This is a genomic window from Syntrophales bacterium (genome assembly GCA_023228425.1).
Classification (GTDB): Bacteria; Desulfobacterota; Syntrophia; order Syntrophales; family UBA2210; genus MLS-D.
Map to the genome: position 1 here is coordinate 66,894 of JALOBE010000002.1, position 19,551 is coordinate 86,444.

The 19,551-nt window shown below is 58.5% G+C and carries 17 protein-coding genes and 1 tRNA gene; 8 read left to right on the forward strand and 10 right to left on the reverse strand.

The window, feature by feature from the left end:
- Nucleotides 1-133: 133 nt before the first annotated feature.
- Both M0Q23_01210 and M0Q23_01215 read left to right on the forward strand, forming a co-directional pair.
- Nucleotides 134-1,504 (forward strand): phosphomannomutase/phosphoglucomutase, encoded by a 1,371-nt coding sequence (locus tag M0Q23_01210; GenBank protein ID MCK9527268.1) that lies wholly within the window; start codon nt 134-136, stop codon nt 1,502-1,504.
- Between the two features lie 113 nt (nt 1,505-1,617).
- Complete coding sequence (locus tag M0Q23_01215; GenBank protein MCK9527269.1) at nt 1,618-2,982, forward strand: hypothetical protein; 1,365 nt, start codon at nt 1,618-1,620, stop codon at nt 2,980-2,982.
- Nucleotides 2,983-3,074: 92 nt separating this feature from the next.
- Here M0Q23_01215 and M0Q23_01220 read toward each other — a convergent pair whose 3' ends face one another.
- Both M0Q23_01220 and M0Q23_01225 read right to left on the reverse strand, forming a co-directional pair.
- A complete protein-coding gene (locus M0Q23_01220) occupies nt 3,075-4,454 on the reverse strand; it encodes a glycerate kinase (protein MCK9527270.1) in 1,380 nt (459 codons plus the stop codon).
- A gap of 22 nt (nt 4,455-4,476) precedes the next feature.
- Nucleotides 4,477-4,827, reverse strand: a complete 351-nt coding sequence (locus M0Q23_01225) for a molybdenum cofactor biosynthesis protein MoaE (protein MCK9527271.1) — start codon at nt 4,825-4,827, stop codon at nt 4,477-4,479.
- A 68-nt stretch (nt 4,828-4,895) separates the two neighbouring features.
- Here M0Q23_01225 and M0Q23_01230 point away from each other — a divergent pair, with 68 nt between their 5' ends.
- Entirely contained in the window at nt 4,896-5,399 is a 504-nt protein-coding gene (locus M0Q23_01230; protein MCK9527272.1) for a DUF721 domain-containing protein, read from the forward strand.
- Nucleotides 5,400-5,430: 31 nt separating this feature from the next.
- Here the strand turns inward: M0Q23_01230 and M0Q23_01235 are convergent, their stop codons facing one another.
- The 6 genes from M0Q23_01235 to M0Q23_01260 all read right to left on the reverse strand — a co-directional run bounded on the left by M0Q23_01235 (nt 5,431) and on the right by M0Q23_01260 (nt 11,477).
- Nucleotides 5,431-6,171, reverse strand: a complete 741-nt coding sequence (locus tag M0Q23_01235; protein ID MCK9527273.1) for a methyltransferase domain-containing protein — start codon at nt 6,169-6,171, stop codon at nt 5,431-5,433.
- Nucleotides 6,172-6,285: 114 nt separating this feature from the next.
- Nucleotides 6,286-6,717 carry a hypothetical protein gene (locus M0Q23_01240; GenBank protein ID MCK9527274.1) on the reverse strand — a complete coding sequence of 144 codons (432 nt, stop codon included), beginning with the start codon at nt 6,715-6,717 and terminating at the stop codon, nt 6,286-6,288.
- Nucleotides 6,718-6,761: 44 nt separating this feature from the next.
- Nucleotides 6,762-6,838, reverse strand: a tRNA-His gene (locus tag M0Q23_01245).
- 104 nt (nt 6,839-6,942) lie between these two features.
- Complete coding sequence (locus tag M0Q23_01250) at nt 6,943-8,274, reverse strand: ribonuclease H-like domain-containing protein (GenBank protein MCK9527275.1); 1,332 nt, start codon at nt 8,272-8,274, stop codon at nt 6,943-6,945.
- The gene (locus M0Q23_01255; GenBank protein MCK9527276.1) at nt 8,271-10,643 is read right to left on the reverse strand and encodes a DEAD/DEAH box helicase; all 2,373 of its coding nucleotides are present in this window, start codon (nt 10,641-10,643) and stop codon (nt 8,271-8,273) included. The genes M0Q23_01250 and M0Q23_01255 overlap by 4 nt, the downstream gene beginning before the upstream one ends.
- A gap of 66 nt (nt 10,644-10,709) precedes the next feature.
- Nucleotides 10,710-11,477: an alpha/beta hydrolase gene (locus M0Q23_01260; GenBank protein MCK9527277.1), complete on the reverse strand. Its 768-nt coding sequence runs from the start codon at nt 11,475-11,477 to the stop codon at nt 10,710-10,712.
- Nucleotides 11,478-11,934: 457 nt separating this feature from the next.
- On the opposite strand from M0Q23_01260, the gene M0Q23_01265 reads away from it, so the two are divergent.
- The 5 genes from M0Q23_01265 (at nt 11,935) to M0Q23_01285 (ending at nt 18,525) form a co-directional block, all read left to right on the forward strand.
- On the forward strand, nt 11,935-14,124 hold the full coding sequence (locus M0Q23_01265; GenBank protein ID MCK9527278.1) for an ATP-dependent RecD-like DNA helicase: 2,190 nt from the start codon (nt 11,935-11,937) through the stop codon (nt 14,122-14,124).
- 83 nt (nt 14,125-14,207) lie between these two features.
- Nucleotides 14,208-14,867: a hypothetical protein gene (locus M0Q23_01270; GenBank protein ID MCK9527279.1), complete on the forward strand. Its 660-nt coding sequence runs from the start codon at nt 14,208-14,210 to the stop codon at nt 14,865-14,867.
- 40 nt (nt 14,868-14,907) lie between these two features.
- Complete coding sequence (locus tag M0Q23_01275) at nt 14,908-16,530, forward strand: MBL fold metallo-hydrolase (GenBank protein ID MCK9527280.1); 1,623 nt, start codon at nt 14,908-14,910, stop codon at nt 16,528-16,530.
- Between the two features lie 57 nt (nt 16,531-16,587).
- Complete coding sequence (locus M0Q23_01280; protein ID MCK9527281.1) at nt 16,588-17,352, forward strand: enoyl-CoA hydratase-related protein; 765 nt, start codon at nt 16,588-16,590, stop codon at nt 17,350-17,352.
- Between the two features lie 21 nt (nt 17,353-17,373).
- Nucleotides 17,374-18,525: a 3-hydroxyacyl-CoA dehydrogenase gene (locus tag M0Q23_01285; GenBank protein ID MCK9527282.1), complete on the forward strand. Its 1,152-nt coding sequence runs from the start codon at nt 17,374-17,376 to the stop codon at nt 18,523-18,525.
- Nucleotides 18,526-18,607: 82 nt separating this feature from the next.
- Here M0Q23_01285 and M0Q23_01290 read toward each other — a convergent pair whose 3' ends face one another.
- Nucleotides 18,608-18,874 carry a DUF493 domain-containing protein gene (locus M0Q23_01290; GenBank protein MCK9527283.1) on the reverse strand — a complete coding sequence of 89 codons (267 nt, stop codon included), beginning with the start codon at nt 18,872-18,874 and terminating at the stop codon, nt 18,608-18,610.
- A 40-nt stretch (nt 18,875-18,914) separates the two neighbouring features.
- On the reverse strand, nt 18,915-19,511 hold the full coding sequence (locus M0Q23_01295; GenBank protein ID MCK9527284.1) for a superoxide dismutase: 597 nt from the start codon (nt 19,509-19,511) through the stop codon (nt 18,915-18,917).
- Between the last annotated feature and the right edge of the window lie 40 nt (nt 19,512-19,551).

A 19,551-nucleotide genomic window follows, 5' to 3' on the forward strand; every position in this document is an offset into this window, starting at 1 on the left:
GCACTGTCAATCAATAGCTCCCCCGGCCCGGCAGAACCGGAATCTTGCTGTCCCGCCGTCGATCTTGATTGTCAGGGCTCGCTCTCTATGGTATGTAAACGCTTACTTCTGCGGCAGCGTTAAGGAACAGTCCATGAATCCGGAAGTGTTTCGAGAATATGATGTGCGCGGCATCGTCGGGAAAGACCTGACGGACGATTTTGTCATTGACCTTGGAAGGGCAATCGGCACCCACAGCCGCGAAAAGGGTGTGCGTACCATGGCCCTGGGCCGCGATACCCGCCTTTCCTCGCAGGCCTATCACGGGCTGATGATGAGAGGGCTCGCTTCAACGGGAATCGACGTCATCGATATCGGCCTTTGCGCCTCGCCCATGCTGTACTTTTCCATACGTCACCTTGGGACTGACGGAGGCGTCATGGTGACGGGAAGCCATAATCCCCCTGATTTCAATGGCTTCAAGATCTGCGTTGGGCCTGACACCATTTACGGAGAGGAAATTCAGAGGCTCAGGGTCATCATGGAACGAGAAGCTTACCTGTCAGGATCGGGAACGACGATGGAATGCTCCGTGACAGAGGCTTACCAGGACTACATCTGCAACAACGTTACGGTCCCCTCAACCCTCTCCATCGCCGTCGACGGCGGTAACGGCGTGGGAGGTCATTTCGGGATACCCGTCTTCGAACGCCTGGGTTGCTCGGTGACGCAATTATACTGTGACATGGACGGAAACTTCCCCAATCACTTTCCCGACCCCACGGTGGAGGAAAATCTGGCAGACCTGATCCGGGTGGTACGGGACAACCGACTTCACATGGGCATCGCTTTCGATGGTGACGCCGACAGAATAGGCGTCATCTCCGAAAACGGCAGGATCATCTGGGGTGACGAACTGCTCCTGCTCTTCTCACGCTTTATTCTGAAAGAACATCCCGGCGCCGTCATTATCGGCGAAGTGAAGTGTTCCCAGAAACTCTACGATGACATTGAACGGCGGGGCGGCCGGGGCATCATGTGGAAGGCGGGCCACTCCCTCATCAAGGGAAAAATGAAGGAAGAAAAGGCGCTCCTGGCAGGCGAGATGAGCGGCCACATCTTTTTTGCCGACCGATACTTCGGCTTCGACGACGCCATCTACGCCGCCGCCCGTCTCCTCGAAATCGTTTCCACAAGCGGTTCGGGACTGGACGACCTTCTCGCGGACATTCCGAAAAGCTTTACCACGCCTGAAATACGGGTAGATTGTCCCGATTCCCTGAAATTCGAAGTTGTCGAGCGAGTGACCGATCATTTCAGACACCGCTATGACATCATAGATATCGACGGTGTCCGGGTCCGCTTCGACGGTGGATGGGGCCTCGTCAGGGCTTCGAACACGCAGCCCGTCCTGGTCATGCGCTTTGAAGCGTTTAGTGAACGGCGACTGAGTGAAATCCGCTCCCTCGTGGAGACGGTCGTCAGTGACGCGCTGCGGCAATCCGGCGGATCGGCCATGACCTAGCACCGCGCTTTCCGGCACCCCGGACGGCATGAACCGGTGTTCCAGGCGGAGGGTTCCGATCCGAAGGATCAATTGCTACAGGACACGCGAGAAGCACCGAGGAGGTATTTCTCATGTTCAACGTTTCTCAAAAACACACGAAGCTGACGACGTTTTATCTGTTGGGCACAAAGACAGACGATCTCGTTCCCCAGTTGCGGCGGAACATGAAACGAAAAAAGCCCGTTCTCGTGGTACCCACGCTGGCAACGGAGTTCACCCTTGACGAGAACAAGCCCGTTTTTCTTCATATCGTCAGACAGCTGCGCCGGGTTACCTACCTTAACAGGATCATATTCGGCCTCGACCGGGCAACCGATGAGGAGGCCCGGGAACTCGCGGATATCCTGAAAAAGGCCGGAATGAAAAACGTCATCATTCAGCACAACGAGGGAGAAGGCTTCACATCCATCTACAAGCAGCTCACGGACGCCGGATTCAATGTGGACCAGCCCGGAAAGGGGCGTAACATGTTCATGTCCTTCGGCGTCGCCCAGGCCCTGGGAGCCCAGTGCATCGGCGTTATAGACGCGGACATCAAGACCTTTCACCGGCGCCAGGTGGACCGCCTGTTCTACCCTGTTCTCGTCAGGGATTATGAATTCTCCAAGGCATTTTACGCCCGCATCAGCGAAGGCCAGTTGTACGGGCGGGTGAAGCGGCTCCTGGTGGACCCCCTGCTGATCGCCCTGAAAAGGAAATTTTCGGAATTCGGCGACAACAAGTTCATGCGCCTTGCCGACTACCTGCTGGCCTTCAATTACCAGACCTCGGGAGAAGTCGCCTTTGACACGAGTCTGCTGAGGCGTATGCACTTCGCCACCAACTGGGGCGTTGAAATGTTCACGCTCATCGAGGTGTATCGCAAGGCAAACAATATCGCCCAGGTGCAGTTCTCCAGAAAGCCCTTTGATCACAAGCACCAGGACGCTTCCGCGGACGACAGGGAACGGGGGCTCTACAAGATGGCCATCGACATCGTTACCACCATTTTTTCGTCGCTGGTGGTGGACGAAGGACTCGAACTGTCAGAATATTTCATACAGGACCTGACCATCAGCTATCGAAACGTGGCCGAGGAACTGATCAAAAAATACGCAGACAATGCCGCCTTCTCAAATCTTAACTACGACCGCAGGGCCGAGGAGGCCCTGGTGAAAACCATCTTTACCGAGGCCATTCTCACGGCCGGCGATTACCTTATATCGCCCTCGCGGGTAACAGACCGGTTCCTGCGCATTCTCCTGAGTGACGACCGTTTCAAGAAATACCTTACAATGGGGCTTCAAAAAGACATGCTTGCCTTCGAAAGGGATAATCGCTACCAGCTCTTCGAAGTTCCTCAAACGGTTTCATGGGAACGGATCGTGACGAAACTCCCCAGAATCCTGATGGATATCGGTGATACGGTCAAGCGCGAACAGAAATTGTATCCATAATTTCGGGACGAGCCGCCCCGGTGTCCCGCGGCCTGGAGCCCGACGGGCGGTAACGAGGCCTTCGGAGCAGAACCCGTCAGGTAAAGCGCGTGTCACCCCGTCCGGTGGGACAAGGGCATGGCACGGTACCGGCCGTCACCGCTTCCGACCAGCATGATCCGCAGGTCCATGACGTTGGTAAGGGTCGGCCCCGTCATGAGCAATTCGCCGCTTCCGCAAAAATAGTTGTAGGAATCGTTTCTTCCCAGATATTCCCGGGCGCGCTTTCCAGCCTCTCCGCCCCGCCGGACCGTTCCGCCGTCGACAACGGCTCCCGCCGCGTCGGTGGGACCATCCGTTCCGTCGGTCCCCCCACTCAAAACAACGATGCCCTCTGTCCCGTCCAGGTCGATCGCGGCGGCCAGGGCGAATTCCATGTTTCTTCCCCCCGTGCCGTTCCCCCGAACGGTTACCGTTGTTTCACCGCCCGACAGGATGCAGGCCGGCGGAGCCACGGGATTCCCCGACTTTAAAACTTCCCTGGCAATGGCGGCGTGAACCTTGGCCACCTCCCTGGTTTCTCCTTCTATGGACGACGAAAGCACGAGAGGCGTGTATCCAAGCTCGCGGGCCTTTTCCCCGGCCGCTTCTATGGACTGGGCCGCATTTCCGACAATGAAGTTCCAGGTTTTCTCAAAGACCGCCTCCCCCGGCTTCGGCGTTTCCAGAACGGCGCCGCGCACTCCCGCCTCGAGATAGCCGCGAAGGGGTTTCGGCAGTCGCTCCCTGATGCCGTATTCCTCGAGAACGGCATCGCAATCGGCGAAGGTGCTTCTGTCCGGAACGGTGGGCCCCGAGGCGATGACATCCAGGTCATCGCCGATCACATCGGAAAGTATCAGCGAAATAACCGTCGCCGGGGCGGCGGCCAGGGCGAGCCGACCTCCCTTTATGGCCGATAGATGTTTGCGCAGGGAATTGATTTCATGGATAGTGGCACCACAGTTCAGCAACTCCTTCGTGAGCGCCTGCTTGTGGCTCAGGGTGAGGTTCCCCGCCGGCAGGGGCATCAGTGCCGAACCGCCGCCGGAGATAAGGCACAGGACCAGATCTCCCGGCCCTGCCCTGCCCGCGATATGGAGAATCATTTTCGCGCCGTCCACTCCGGCTTCATCGGGGACGGGATGGCCCGCCTCGGATATCGACAGGATATTAAGCGGTCCTCCGTGGCCGTATTTCGTGGTGACGTGACCGTCGCTGATCCGTGGCCCGAGAATGTCTTCGAGAGCCGCCGCCATAGGCCAGGCGGCCTTTCCCGCCCCAACCACGAAAACGCGATCGATGTCGTCGAGGCTCCTCGACCACGACCCGATGGTGAGCCTGTCTCCGCCGTTCAGGAGAACAACCCGAGACACTGCCAGTCGGGCGTCGGCGGCTCCGAGACCGGCGTCAAAAATGGCACGGGCGTCCCGCCTCATGCTTTCTTCCGGCATTCGCCGACCCCTTCCTCTGCTGTCAGAATTCCTGCTTCGTCGTCACAGTCGACTTGATGGCATTAATCAGATCAGTCATGGCGGCAATGACGTTTTCCCTGAAATCGCCGGCAACGACCAGCAACATGATATCGTCACCGGGCTTGAGCACACCTTCACGAATCTCGGCAAGAACCTCGACGATGCCTTCCCTCCGCCGAGCTTCATCGAGAAGCCCCCGGAGGGCTCGCCTGTCGGCTTGGACGCGGATTTCCTTCACGGGGTTTCCCTCCCGCGACGTGGCCCGGACTATGCCATTGTGTCCAAGGATCATTCCCGCCTTGTTGATGTCAGGGTGTCTTTTCGCGCGGTCTATGAGGACCTGGAGGTTCATGGCATGCTCCCTGATAGTGTTTCTGACGGCGTCTTGACTGCGTGGATGCATTATGGGACAAAAGGCCCATGAGCGCAAGACGTCGATCCAAAAAAAAGGTGTACCGCCTGGAGCGCCTCGGGGAATTCCTTCCGGGAACGCTCGTCAAAGAAAAAATATTCATCCCCACCATGCCGCCCGGAACGGCGAGTCTCTGGAACAGGGCCGTGGGTCCCCAGATAGCTCGTCAGACAGAACCTCTCCGGCTTAGAGGGAGTGTGCTGTATGTTACGGTGAGTACGCCGGCATGGATGCAACAGCTTCAGTACATGAACGAAGAGATTCTCGAAAAGGTCAACTCTCTGGAGCCGGCTCACAGAATTACAAAGATACGCTATTCCATAGGTCATGTCACGCCCCGGGCCGAGCGGCCCGAGTCTTTCCGGGACACCCTGCTCGACGAAAGCAGGCTCAAAGACCGGGACAGGCGACTTATAGCGCAACACCTGTCATCCATAGGAGATGAAGACCTCAGGGAAGCCATCCGCCGCGTCATGATACGGGAAGCCCTGACCCGTTACCTCCGTTCATGATGCCGGTGCGCGGTGCGGGGCACCTGTCGCCTCACTCTCCCGTCATTTCCCGTACCTCGGCGGAATACAGGCCCGGTGCATCGAACAGGACAAGAGGGGACATGACCGTCACTTCCTCCCCTCCTCCCCTGATTCCTTCCGCCAGAACAAAAACCGCCGGCGACGAGGCCTCGGAATGTACAAAACGCAGGACCTTCGGCTCCAGGCCGTTCTGCCGCAGGGAAGCGATGAGACCGACTGACCGACTCGCCGGGTAAATAACGTAGACCCGGCCCTTTTCCTTCAGCAGGAATGCCGCTCCCCCGACAAAGTCGTCTATGGTCCCGTACACCTCGTGACGGGCAGCGGCTTTCTCACGAAGGGGATTTATCCGACCGCTTCCCACCTTCCGGTAGGGGGGATTGAAAAAAACCACGTCATATGAGCCGGGTTCGTAGTGTCGCCTGATTTCGCGCACATCCCGGCAGGCAAAGGACACCCGTTCCTTAAACCCGTTCAGGAGGGCACTCCGGTTGGACATGTCCACCATTTCTTCCTGGATATCGATGCCACTGATAAGGACCTCCGCCTGCCGGGCCGCAAGTATCAGCGATATCACGCCGCTTCCGGAACCCAGTTCCATCGCGCGCGAGCCGGGCCTGAGCCTGATACAGCCCGCCAGCAGAACGGCGTCAATGGAAAACCGGTAGCCCTTTTGTTTCTGAAGAACCGACAGGGTAGTGCCGGGGAGACGTTCGACCGTTTCGCCGGTGTGTATTGCTGGATCACGCATAGGTTTTTCCGGAACAACTATCGGCTGTTCTCCCAAAACAAATACCCCCAAAACGCTGTTTTACAGGGAAACGGGCCGGCAGGAAAAGCGCGACGAGAGAGCGTCGGGCTTGATTCACAGTTCGACGGCGTAAAACTCGTCCGTCTCCCCCCGCTCCTTTCGTTGCCTCCAGAAGCGGCCGATCGCCATCAGCAGCCACAAAGCCTGGTCGTGGGTGATATCTTCCATTTTTTCAAGGAGATCAGGAACATTCACATCGAAGCGGGCGCCCAGTTTCTCGTATTTTTCAACGTCTTCGACATCCCAGGACAGCAGCAGCGGCCATTCGTCGAAGCGTTTTACCGGAAAATCGGCATTTTTGAAGGTTTCGCAGAGAAATGCGCCCTCGGAAGGCGAAAAAAACCCCGCCATCTCCCGAGCCGTTTCATGCGCGCGTTCCAGGCTTGAGGAAACTCGGTCCTTCAGGGCGGCGGGAATATCCTCCATGCCTTCCAGAAGGCTGCCGTGATCGTGCTGTGCGGAAGGGGACTCGTTCGGGGATTTCATGGCATTTCTCGCGACAGGCACGCCCGCGGCTGAAGGGGAAAAAATGGGGTGAGTGAAGGGATTTGAACCCTCGACCTCCGGGGCCACAACCCGGCACTCTAACCATCTGAGCTACACCCACCACACAACCCGGACCGTCACGGTCCGTCTGGAGAAATGGTTCTATAGCATACAGGCACCCCGGGGGCAACAAAAAATACGCTCCCCCCCATGAGTCCCCCTGTCTCATGTCGTTGCCGCTCCGCTCCGGCGGAGGAGCCGTTTCCGCCTGTGTACGAGGGACTGCCGGCGCAGGGGGTTCAGGCCGGTGGTTTCCGCGAGGGCTCGCTCCACGAGATCGAGGGCCTGTTCGTAATCGCGGGCATGGTGTTCATACCACTTGGCCAACTCCTGGAGCGCGAAAAGATCGCCCGGTTGTTCGGCGAGAATCTGCTCCCAGAGAGCCCGCGCTTCCCGCCAGTTTCCCGCGCGCCTGTGAATCAGGGACAGGGCCCTGGCCGCTTCAAGGGTTGTCTCTCCGGACTCTTCGCCCAGAAGATGTTCCAGGATCCGGCGCCCGCCCGCGGGGTCGCCCCGGTCGAGCCGAAGCCGGGCCGCCGCCAGGAGATCTTCATGAACGGTCCGCCGGTTCCTGGGGTCTTCCCGGACAATATCGGCCAGGTGTGCCGACAGAGCGGCCATGGACACCACGTCGACGCGGTTGTGCTCGAAGACATCTTCCATAAGTCTTCCGTCCCGCCGCCGGAGCCATTCGAAATACCTCCCCGGTATCTCGAATCCCGGAATATCGCCGCTTCGCCGGAGATCGAGAACCTGTTCCTCCAGAGTGCAGAGACGGCAGTTTTCAAGTCGGTGCCCCAGAAGACGCCTCGATGGAAAGAGAAGATCCAGGTGAGGAATCCCCTCAAAGGGGTTCTCCCGGCGGTTCATGATACAGCGGGTTACCAGGAGCCCCACGTCAAAGGCCTTTCCATTGAAAGTGACCAGGAAACTTCGCTTTCTCAAGGCCCGGGAGAGCTCTGCCAGGGCCGCTCCTTCTTCATCGAAATCCCGGAGAAATATCTGCCGGGTCACCAGCGATGATCCTTCGAACCAGCCCAGACCGATCAGAAACGCCGTGGTCCCCGTTCCGCCCGCGAGACCGGTGGTTTCCGTGTCCAGGAAGAGAGCGCCGGCGGGATCCATATCAGCGAGACTGTCATCATGGGCCAGCAGGGCGATCTGTTTCATGTCAACGCCCCTCATGTCGGCAACGGACAGAGCACCATGACGGACACTCTCCTCCAGTGAGTCGTCGACCACAAAACACGAGCCGTGATCATTCCGGACCACTTCTCCCCGGATCACCTCCGCAAGATCGCGAGCGTCGCTTTCGTCGAAGAGTCGATCCCGAACAGGGGCGGCGGGGCGACCGGCCGGACGCCGGGACATGATGGCCTCTACGCGTCGCCTCAGGCCGTTCATAGTCCGGTCGCGGTCCCGGCCGTGATCGGTCCCGGGCTTCTTTTCGGGGGCGTTCTCGCCGGTCAGGCGATGCAGTCTCGTAATGACGCTCATGAGGGAACACCCATGATATCGAGGATCGCCAGGGCGGCTTCCTTGCCCTTCGGTCCCACTTCGAGAGTGGGTCCCACACAGGAGGGACAGCCGTGGTCGCAGGGGCATCCGGCGATACGTTCCCGGGCGGATGCCATGAGGCGGTCATGCTCGCCGAAGAGCAGTTCCGAAAAGCCGATGCCGCCGGGACAGGCATCAAAAATGAAGATGGTGGGATCGAAATCATTCATTCCGACGGGCAGGCCGTCCCTGTCACCGGGGGGCGCATCGACGAAAGACCGGTGACCGCCGCCGCGCTGAACGAACCACTCGCCGCTCTTGTCGCCGATACAGCGGTCGATGTCCCGGATGTCGGCCATGAGAAGCATTGCCGCAAGATGATGGAGGGCATGGGCAAGCCCGGCCATGCCGTCGATGATCTCCTCCCGTGAGCAGGACAGGCGGTCCAGCACGTTCCGGGGGACGGTGAACCAGTAGCTGGTGGTGTGCATGTCCTTTTCGGGCAGGTTTACATCGCCATAGCCCACGTTTTCGGAGGTGTAAAACTTGATCTTCTTGTAACCGACCACCTTCCGTACCACCTGTACCTCGCCGTGTTCCACGATGAGAGGATCCCGATGGACGGTCCCGAAGACGTCGATGACCCGCACGTTGGTGTAGGTCATCGCATCGGTGTAGTAATCCACGTCGACCGCACGGACGTAGGCTTTTTTCCGCTCCAAGTCGAGGGAATCAACGTGATACTGCCGGGAGTCCACCATGTAAACGGCCTCATCGTGAACGGTGGTAAAGGCGCTGTCCCAGTCCACCTCGGCAATGACGCGATGTTCACCCCTGACGGTGGTGTCAATGACAACGATGCTTTCCGGGTTGATGCTCCGCAGACTTATTTCATCGGCGGGGTAACTTTCGGCTGCCCAGTACCAGCGATCGTCAACGCGGTGAAGTACACCTTTATCCTCAAGGTATTCAAGCAATTCTTCTATATTTTCTGAACCGAAGCGTTCGCCTTTCCGGAAGGGCAGTTCAAAAGCGGCGCTTTTCAGGTGGTGGAGAAGGATAAGCAGGTTATCAGGATTCACGCGGCAGTGTTCGGGTGATCGGGAAAAGAAATAGTCGGGATTGTCCGCGATGTACTGGTCCATGGGGTTGCTCCGGGCGATGAGGACGGCCAGGCTGTGCCCCCGTCGGCGCCCCGCCCTTCCCGCCTGCTGCCAGGTGCCGGCGATGGACCCGGGGTAGCCGGCCATGATGCAGACCTCCAGATCGCCGATGTCAATTCCCAGTTCCAGGGCGTTGGTACTGACCACGCCCATGATCGCCCGGTCACGGAGTCCCGCCTCGATCTGTCTCCTCAGATTGGGAAGATACCCCCCGCGGTAGCCCGTGACGTACCGGTCGTCACGAGGTATCTTCCGACCCAGGCCGTCCTTGAGGTACCGGGCAAGAACCTCCACGTTGAGGCGGCTGGTCGTGAAAACAATTGTCGCAATGGCGTTTTCAATCAGGTCCGAGGCCATGATCCGGGCCGGCGTGAGGGCCGACTGGCGGATCCCGAGCTCGCGGTTCACTATGGGGGGGTTATACAGGATGAACGTGCGGGAAGCCCGAGGCGCCCCGCTTTCATCGATGAGCATGACGGGACGCTCCAGAAGAGCCTCTGCATGCTCTTTCGGGTTGGCAACCGTGGCGGAACAGCAGATGAATACCGGATCAGTTCCATAAAACCGGCATATTCGAACCAGACGCCGCATGACATTGGCGAAATGGCTGCCGAAAATGCCACGGTAGACATGGAGCTCGTCGATGACTACGTAACGGAGGTTCATGAAGAGTTTCCGCCACTTGGTGTGGTGGGGAAGAATCCCCGTATGGAGCATGTCCGGGTTGGTCAGCACCACGTTACCCCGCCTGCGAATGGCCTGCCGCGCATCGTCGGGCGTGTCGCCGTCATAGGTGAAGCTGCCGATATCGGCTCCGATGCGACCGACCAGGCCATGGAGTTCGTGCATCTGGTCCTGGGCAAGCGCCTTCGTGGGAAAGAGATAGAGCGCACGAGTCTCCGGTTCCTCGAGAAGACGTTGGATTACGGGAATGTTGTAGCAGAGCGTCTTTCCGCTGGCCGTAGGGGTGACAAGGACCACGTGGCGTCCCTCCCGGATTCCGTCCAGGGCCTTTACCTGGTGGCTGTAAAGGCGTTGAATGTCCTCCTTCTCAAGGGCGACCCGCAGGCGGGGGTTCACCCAGTCGGGAAAGGGCGCGAAGGTTCCTTCATCGGCTGGAATCCGCTTCAGGGCCCGGACATGTTCCGTAAAACGACGATCCGACTCCTTCCGGGCCAGCCATTCTTCAAGGGTCAATTTCGTCACCGCCCTTTCCTCCCTCGTATCGTCCAGCTTTCCACAAAACCACAATTCGTTATATAGCACCAACACTTACAGGCATTTCTCAATGTATTCCGAAAGGACAGCGAGCGTCTCGTCGGGCTGTTCTTGGTGAGGCGTGTGGCCGCACCGTTCCATTACAACCGCCGTCGCCTCGCCCGTCGTGCCGGAGGTGATAGAGTCGACCTGACGCTTCGTGCCGTAGCGGTCGTCGGCACCCTGGATCACCAGCAGGGGGCAGTCGATGGAGCGAAGCAGGTACTCGATGTTCCAGGGGTAAAACCAGGGGCTGAGCCAGGTGTCCGACCAGGCCCTGAACACTGAATCGGTCTTGTCGCCGTGATAGGCCGAAAGGGTCCGGAGACGTCCGCTACGGTACTGCAGGACGGCCCCTTCTATCCCCGCGAGCGTTTCAGGCTCAACGAAAACATGGGCCGCGACAGTGATGATCGCCTGCAGAAGGGGCGGCCTTTCAGCGCCGTGAATCAGGGCGATGCTCCCGCCATCGGAATGTCCCACCAGTATGTAGGGCATCCCGGGTATGGTTCCCTCCAGGAGCTGCGGCAGTTCCTGAAGGGCGTAATCGTGCAGGTAGTGGATTCTTCGCGGACCCCGCAGCGGTGAGGATCTTCCGTATCCCCGGCGATCATAGACGAGCCCGGGACATCCCGTGGCGGCGCAGAGCCGGTCGGGGAAATCCTTCCACATGGCGACACAGCCGAGACCCTCATGAAGAAAGACCAGGTACGGTCCGGTGACGGTCCCGTCAATCAGCCGGTAGTAAAGGGATTCATCGTCCCGCAACAGCAGATAGTTCATGATCCTGTGTCTCCCCGGAGCCCTCCCCCGCGTATTCCCGGTGTAAGGCATTCCCGTCTATCGCGGATCGACGGCCCGATTCCAGGTCTGCGTCCGGTAAAGAAAGCCGATGTAGCCGCGGGGTCGGCTGCCCGAAGAGGGGCGACACATACAAAGCTCCGGAGCACGACTAGCACCAGTACCGCTCCGATAAAGGATCTTTTCATTTTCCGCCCCCGCTTCGTGCTGAAGCTTTCCGGATGTATCGTATCGGAATCCTGCGCTAAAACGTCCCTCCTGTCAAGAAAAAGGAGACCCGCAGACGCACCGGCCCCCCGGAAAGAACAACCCGCTGTTAACCGGACGCGATACATGTTATAGATCGGCTTCTACGACATCATTATCGGTGGCGGGTGCCGTCACCTCCCCGAGCCTCCCGCGCTTTTTCGCGGGTCTCCGGGGAATCACGGGACCAGGGATGGCAGAACTCCAAGGACACATCGAGAACATACCATACTTCGACGAGGAATCGGGTTTCGCCATAGTACGGCTGAGGGTGCGCGGAAGCCGGGACCTCGTCACCTGCGTGGGCTCCATGGCAGCCCCCATTCCGGGCGAAATGCTTTCCATGGAGGGTGAGTGGATCAACCATCCCCGCTACGGCCGCCAGTTCAAAGCCGACTCCTGTCTGACAACCGCGCCCGCATCGGTCCAGGGTATTCGGAAATACCTGGGATCAGGGCTTATCAAGGGAATCGGCCCCGTCATGTCCCGGCGCATCGTCGGTACCTTCGGAGCAGACACCCTCGACATCATCGACAATGACATCGGGCGGCTCATGGAAATCCCCGGTATCGGAGAACAGCGCGTCGGAAGCATAGAAAAAGCCTGGCGGGAACAAAAGGAAATCCGCTCGGTCATGATATTTCTTCAGGGCCACGGCGTCAGTACGGCCTATGCCGCCAGGATCTTCAAGCACTACGGAAAGGATTCCATCAGGCTCGTCGGAGAAAACCCCTACCGGCTTGCCATGGACATTGCCGGCATCGGCTTTCTTACGGCAGACAAGATTGCCGGAAACATGGGCTTTGCCCGGGACTCTCACCGGCGCGCCGAGGCGGGCATCCTCTATGTCCTGAACCAGCTTGCCGATCAGGGCCACGTGTATTACCCCGAACGGCTTCTCGTTGACGAGGCCTGCTCCATGCTGGATGTTGAATCCACGCTGGTTGAGACGGCCTTGGGAGTCCTGGCGGAAGAAAAGCGTATTATACGTGACACACGGACGGACTCCGATCAATCGGCGGTCTACCTCCCCCCGTTTTATCAGGCCGAAACGCAGGCTGCGGAACGGATGAAGGTCCTCGTCGGAACGGCACGAGATTCTCTCGGCATCGATGCCGGAGCGGCCATCGCCCACGCCCAGAAAACGATGGCCGTCACCCTTGCCCCGAAGCAGGTCGAAGCCCTTCAATCCTCGATAAAAAACAAGGTCCTGATCATCACGGGAGGCCCCGGAACAGGGAAAACGACCATTCTGAAGGCGATCCTGAACATTCACACCGGACGGACGGCCCGGGTGCTTCTGGCAGCCCCCACGGGACGGGCGGCGAAGAAGCTTTCAGAGGCCACGGGGCGGGAGGCGAAGACGATTCACCGACTCCTGGAATTCAACGGACGGAGGGGAGGCTTCCAGAAGACCGAAGATTCCCCCCTGGAATGCGACATGCTCGTTGTGGACGAAACGTCCATGATCGACATTGTTCTGCTGTACCACCTCCTGAAAGCCCTCCCCGCACGGGCTACGCTCATACTGGTGGGTGACGTGAACCAGCTGCCTTCCGTCGGACCCGGTATGGTTCTTCGGGACACAATCGATTCGGGAGTCATTCCCGTGGTGGAACTCAACGAGATCTTCAGACAGGCCCGCGAAAGTTCCATCATCGTCAATGCCCACAAAATCAACCAGGGATTGTCCCCCGATACGGAACCACAGCAGGAAGGGCTTTCGGATTTTTATTTCATCGAGCAGGAAGAGCCGGAAAAGGTGCTGGACACCCTGATACGGCTCGTCAAGGAACGGATCCCGGCCCGTTTCGGGCTCCACCCCCTGTACGACATCCAGGTGTTGACTCCCATGAATCGCGGAACCCTCGGGGTGTCCAACCTGAACAACGAACTTCAGAAGGTTCTCAACCCCGGGGAGCACGGCGTGACGAGGTCCGGGAGAGAGTTCAGGATCAATGACAAGGTGATGCAGATAACCAATAATTATGACAAGGAAGTCTTCAACGGCGACATAGGAAGAATTGTCGCCCTGGGAAGAGATGAACAGGAAATCCGGGTTCTCTTCGACGATCGCCTCATCACCTATGACTATGCCGAACTGGACGAACTGGTCCCGGCCTATGCCGTAACGGTGCACAAAAGCCAGGGATCGGAATACCCTGCGGTGGTGATTCCGGTCCTGACACAGCACTACATGATGCTGCAGCGCAACCTGCTGTACACCGCCGTCACACGGGGCAGGAAGCTGGTGGTCCTGATCGGGACGAAAAAAGCCCTGGCCATTGCCGTCAAAAACAACCGGACCCGGCAGCGGTTTTCGCTGCTGAAGGAGCGGTTGCGCGGTCCGGGAGTTCCGCCTCATCACTCCGAGAATTTGTGAAGCAACGGAGGCCGTTTTCTGGTATAACCCGGGGCGCCTGATGCCGCACCGAATCAACCCGAATCACTGAAACGAGGTGTACCATGAAGAAATGGATTTGCAAAATCTGCGGTTACATCCACGAGGGAGAAGCTCCTCCGGAGACTTGCCCGATTTGCGGCGCCCCGGCCTCGGAGTTTGAGCCTATGCCCGACGATAAAAAACAGGACACCTCGTCCCCCGGAACACTGCCGGGAGCGAACAGAGAGGAGGCGCCCCCGGAAAGGCAACAGTATATGCCGGCCTTTGTTCGCAATAACCGCTTTCTGTCGTTCATAGCCAGGGTTTTCCCCCTCTTCCAGTTTCACCCCATCATGGCCCACTTCCCGAACGGCCTCATTCCCGCGTCGGTTTTTTTCCTGCTGCTGGCGATCTTTTTCGACCTTCCCTGCGTGGAACTAACTGCCTTTTATACCCTCTGCGCTGCCGTGGTACTGTCTCCCCTGACGGTGATCACGGGCATCTATAGCTGGAAGGCCCACTACAAAAAAGCGGTGACAACCAGGTTCATGTTCAAGCTCTACGGCGGAATCGCCTTCGTTGTGCTGGGATCGGCAACCATCATATGGCGCCTGATGACCCCGGGTATCGTTGAAACCGGAACAGGTCCTTATGTCGTCATCAACCTCGTCCTGCTGGTCCTGGCGGCCCTCCTGGGCCATGTAGGAGGCAGCATCGTTTTTGCCGGAAGACGACAGCGATGAACCGGAGCGCGGCACAGCGAAAATCCTTGAGGAGACAACGATGGCTACGATAACCTTTCTCGGCGGAGCCCGATCGGTTACGGGCTCGACCTATCTTGTCGAAACAGAAGACGGAAAGCGACTGCTTATCGACTGCGGTCTCTTTCAGGGCGGAAGCCGGATCGAACGAAGGAATCGGGAGAACTGGGGCTTCAGGCCGTCGGAAATCGACGCGGTGATTCTGACTCACGGCCACATCGATCACAGCGGGCGCATTCCGAAGCTCGTCAAGGACGGCTTCAGGGGACCCGTCATCACCTCGCCTCCCACGGTCGAGATCTGCCAGATCATGCTCCTTGACTCCGCCCACGTCCAGGCCATGGAGGCCCGGTGGAAATCGTCCCGCAACGTCCGACGGGGCGGAAAACCCGTGGAACCGCTCTACACCATAGACGATGCCCGTAACAGTCTCGCCTGCCTGAAACCCATGGAACGGGACCGCCTGTTCGAGCCGGTGCCGGGCGTACGGGCGCGGTTGAGGAATGCCGGGCACATTCTGGGGTCATGTTTTATCGAACTGTGGCTGTCCGAAAAATCCGGCACCATCAAGCTGGTTTTTTCAGGAGACCTGGGCAACAAGAACCAACTCATCGTCAGGGATCCCCACGAGGTCGCCGAGGCCAACTACCTGTTCCTCGAATCAACTTACGGTGACCGCCTGCACCGGACCTTTGAGGATAGCAAGGCAGAACTCCTGGAGGCCATTCGTTATGCCGTGTCCCACGGAGAAAAGGTCATCATCCCGGCTTTCGCCCTGGAACGGACCCAGGAAATTCTTTACCTCCTGGGTGAATTCTACCGGGACGGGTCCCTGCCGAAAATACCCGTCTATGTCGACAGCCCCCTTGCAATAAAGGCTACGGAAATATTCAGAAACAACAAAAAATACTATGATGATGCAGCCCGGGCCATCGTCGAGCAGGGATTCGACCCCTTCGACATGCCGACGCTCCGTTTTACTCCGACAACAGATGAGTCCATCGCCATCAACCGCAGATCGGAACCGGCCATCGTTATATCCGCCAACGGAATGTGTACCGCGGGCAGAATCAAACATCACCTGAAGCATAATCTCTGGCGGCCCGGGGCGAGCCTGATAATTGTGGGATATCAGGCTGAAGGAACCACGGGGAGAAAAATCGTCGACGGCGCCGGGACAGTCCGCATTTTTCGGGAGGAAGTGTCCGTCAGGGCCAGGGTGTACACCATCGGCGGATTTTCCGCCCATGCGGACCAGAAGGGTCTTATCGACTGGGTCCGGCCTCTCGTCGATTCCAACCCGCGCGTTTTTCTTGTCCATGGGGAATTGAAGGCCAGTGAGCCCCTGGCGGCAAAAATTGAAGCGGACCTGGGCCTCGAAACCTACATACCCGACTGGAAAGAATCGGTGCTGCTGACACCCCGCCGGGAGATTATCGCGCAACCGGGGGTAAGGAAAGCTCCCGAAACACTACCGGGAATACAGAGAGAGGAGCTTCTCGAATCCATTGAAATTCTCGAGGAACGGCTCGAACTCCTTCGTGACGGACTCACGGACGACCGGTATCCGGAAGCAATGGACAGGACAATGCTGGACCGGCTGAAGAAAATCAGTTCCGACCTGGCCGGCCTGGTTTCTCCCTGATTACGCGCGGACGCGCTGACGGAAACGAAGAAAAAGGAAGAGAAAGGAGTTGATGGCATGGATTTTCGGAACATCACCTACGAAAAACAGGGATACATCGCTATTCTCACCCTGAACCGGCCACCGGCCAATTCGATCAACCTTGCCACGCTGGAGGAGATCGACCGGGTCCTTGATGATGTCGCCGGCAACAACGACATTCGGGTACTCGTTATAACCGGTGCGGGAGAAAAGGGCTTTTCAGCCGGATTCGACGTGTCCGACGCGGCTAACAGCGACAAGGCCGGCCCCATGGGCCAGGCTCTGTGGACGAGAATCAGCCGTTTTCAGAAGCCCGTTATTGCGGCCATCAACGGCTACGCCTTCGGCGGGGGGTGTGAACTGTCAATGGCCTGCACGTTCAGGGTCATGCTTTCAGGTGCGAAGATCGGCCTTACGGAACTCAACATGGGCATCATCCCCGGCTGGGGAGGAACCCAACGCATGCCCGCCATCCTGGGTAAATCGAAGGCCTTGGACCTGATACTGTTCAGCAAACGCATCACCGCCGAAGAAGCGCTGGATATCGGCCTGGTGGACGCGGTTTCCCGGCCGGGAGAATTGATGAAAGATGTTATGGAGATGGCCGGTTTCCTGGCCGGACGTCCCCCCCTTGCCGTTCAGGCCGTAATGAGGGCTGTCACCGTGGGCCTGGAAAAGGGACTCGATGAGGGATCAAAGGCCGAGCAGGACGGCATCGCCTTGACGAGCCGCTCCAGGGACGCCACGGAAGGTTTCATGGCTTTCCTGGAAAAACGGGAACCGGACTTCAAGGGTGAATGACCTTCGTTGAAAGGAACTGCAATGACTGCGGAAGACGTAAAAGACATTGCCGTGATCGGCGCCGGAGACATGGGTCACGGAATCGCCGCCTGCTTCATCAGGGCAGGCTACCGGGTTGTCCTGCGGGACATCGAGCAGGAATACATCGATCGCGGCGTCGACAATATAAGAAAAAGCCTGTCGCGCCTCGTGAACAAGGGCACAATGACCCGGGAGGCCTTCGATGAAGCACTGTCGCGACTGGTTCCCATGATTGACCTCGCGGAAGCCGTCCGAAACGCCGATTTCGTCATCGAGGCCGTTCCCGAACGGCCGGACCTGAAAAAAAGCGTTTTCGCCGAACTCGACCGGAACGCTCCGAAGCGTGCCATCCTGGCCTCCAACACGTCGAACATCAGCATCACCGATATAGCCGCTGCCACCGGCCGCCCCGACAAAGTCGTGGGCTGTCACTTCTTCAACCCGGCCATGGTAATGAAGCTGGTGGAGGTCACCCGGGGCGATCACTCCTCCGATGAATCAATTCAGACGGCCTGTGAACTGGCACGAAAGATCGGGAAGGTTCCCGTCATCGTTGAAAAAGACTCGCCGGGATTCATTTCCAACCGGGTCAATGAACCGACAGTGGTTCTGCTTTCAAAAATTCTTGAAGCAGGAACTCCCACGCCGGAAGAATTCGACGCCGCTTTCAAGGCATTCATGCCGATGACTCCCTTTGAACTTCTGGATTACGTCGGCATCGACATCTGTTATCACGGCCTCGAATACTTCGCCCAGGCGCTTTCACCGGACTACGCGCCTTCGAAGGCCCTGGAAACCTATGTCAGGGAAGGCAGGCTGGGGAAAAAGACGGGGAGCGGATTCTTCGATTGGTCCCGGGGGAGACCGGAAATCGACCCTTCAAAAGCGACATCCGAGTATGACCTGAACCACCTGGTTGCCCTGCAGGTGAACGAAGCGACAAAGCTTATCGAAGAAGGCGTGTGTACCGATCCGGCACAGATCGATCTCGCCATGATAAACAGCAGCGGATCGCCCTTCGGACCCTTCGCCCTGGCCCGGGGGATCGGCTATGACGTGCTGAACGCGAAGCTCGAAGAACTCTACGACAGGTTCGGACTGGAAATCTTCAAGCCCACGAAAACCATGAAGGAAGGTGGCGTGACCACCTGATCCCTGGGAGCAAAACCTGCCGTCCGGGACGCCCCGCCCGTGTCACGCTGCCCGGGAAGACAACACAGCGTGACACGCGGTACTAGAGCACGATTGTGATGCCGCTATGGGAACTTAAGCGGTTAAAGAGATCCGTCCGGTCCTCGTCACTGTGCACGATGGCTTCAACCCGGAGGGAGCAGTAGGAGCCGGCGGCACTTGTCCTCGAATGACTGACCCGACAGGCCCGTTCCTGGAACACCTCCCCAATGGCCCGCTCCATCATGGCCCGATCGGAACCGATGACGGTGTATGCCCAGGAGCACGGATACTCCAGCACTGCCCGCCCTCCCTTCTTCTCCGGGTTCATGGCCGTACCGCCCCGGGGGGCCCTTGCCGCTCCCGCGGCATCATTTTTCCAACTGTTCCAGGGCAAAATCCCAGTTGACGAGATTGTCCATGACGCCGGTCAGGTAATCGGCCCGCCTGTTCTGGTAGTCCAGATAATAGGCGTGTTCCCAGACGTCCACCGTAAGAAGGGCCTTGATACCGCGTGCTACAGGAGTATCGGCATCGGCAGTGGTCATGATATCAAGCTTGCCCTCGAGCATGACCAGCCAGGCCCAGCCGCTGCCGAACCGGCCCATGGCGGCCGCATGGAAGGCTTCCCGGAACCGGTCAAAACCGCCGAAGGAGGCGGTGATCAGTTCCAGCATTTTCCCGCCCGGCCTTCCCCCTCCCCCCGGCGTGAGGCATTTCCAGTAAAACGTGTGGTTCCACAGCTGGGCCGCGTTGTTGAAGAGCGCTCGTTTCGAGGGGTCATCCACGATCGTTTTCAAAATTATCTCCAGGGGTTCCTCTTCAAGGCCGCTGCCCGCGATCAGTTTGTTCGCGTTTGCCTCATACTGGGCATGGTGCTTGCCGTAATGAAAATCAACGGTCCTTCCGCTGATAGTGGGCTCCAATGCCCCCGATGCATAGGGAAGATACTCTCGTTCAAGAATCATGGCTCCTGTTCCTCCTTCATGTTGGTCAGTCATCCTGCCG

Coding starts and splice junctions, on each gene's coding strand:
- M0Q23_01210 (MCK9527268.1), top strand. CDS start 134: ATGAATCCGGAAGTGTTTCGAGAATATGATGTGCGCGGCATCGTCGGG.
- M0Q23_01215 (MCK9527269.1), top strand. CDS start 1,618: ATGTTCAACGTTTCTCAAAAACACACGAAGCTGACGACGTTTTATCTG.
- M0Q23_01220 (MCK9527270.1), bottom strand. CDS start 4,454: ATGCCGGAAGAAAGCATGAGGCGGGACGCCCGTGCCATTTTTGACGCC.
- M0Q23_01225 (MCK9527271.1), bottom strand. CDS start 4,827: ATGAACCTCCAGGTCCTCATAGACCGCGCGAAAAGACACCCTGACATC.
- M0Q23_01230 (MCK9527272.1), top strand. CDS start 4,896: ATGAGCGCAAGACGTCGATCCAAAAAAAAGGTGTACCGCCTGGAGCGC.
- M0Q23_01235 (MCK9527273.1), bottom strand. CDS start 6,171: ATGCGTGATCCAGCAATACACACCGGCGAAACGGTCGAACGTCTCCCC.
- M0Q23_01240 (MCK9527274.1), bottom strand. CDS start 6,717: ATGAAATCCCCGAACGAGTCCCCTTCCGCACAGCACGATCACGGCAGC.
- M0Q23_01250 (MCK9527275.1), bottom strand. CDS start 8,274: ATGAGCGTCATTACGAGACTGCATCGCCTGACCGGCGAGAACGCCCCC.
- M0Q23_01260 (MCK9527277.1), bottom strand. CDS start 11,477: ATGAACTATCTGCTGTTGCGGGACGATGAATCCCTTTACTACCGGCTG.
- M0Q23_01265 (MCK9527278.1), top strand. CDS start 11,935: ATGGCAGAACTCCAAGGACACATCGAGAACATACCATACTTCGACGAG.
- M0Q23_01270 (MCK9527279.1), top strand. CDS start 14,208: ATGAAGAAATGGATTTGCAAAATCTGCGGTTACATCCACGAGGGAGAA.
- M0Q23_01275 (MCK9527280.1), top strand. CDS start 14,908: ATGGCTACGATAACCTTTCTCGGCGGAGCCCGATCGGTTACGGGCTCG.
- M0Q23_01280 (MCK9527281.1), top strand. CDS start 16,588: ATGGATTTTCGGAACATCACCTACGAAAAACAGGGATACATCGCTATT.
- M0Q23_01285 (MCK9527282.1), top strand. CDS start 17,374: ATGACTGCGGAAGACGTAAAAGACATTGCCGTGATCGGCGCCGGAGAC.
- M0Q23_01290 (MCK9527283.1), bottom strand. CDS start 18,874: ATGAACCCGGAGAAGAAGGGAGGGCGGGCAGTGCTGGAGTATCCGTGC.
- M0Q23_01295 (MCK9527284.1), bottom strand. CDS start 19,511: ATGATTCTTGAACGAGAGTATCTTCCCTATGCATCGGGGGCATTGGAG.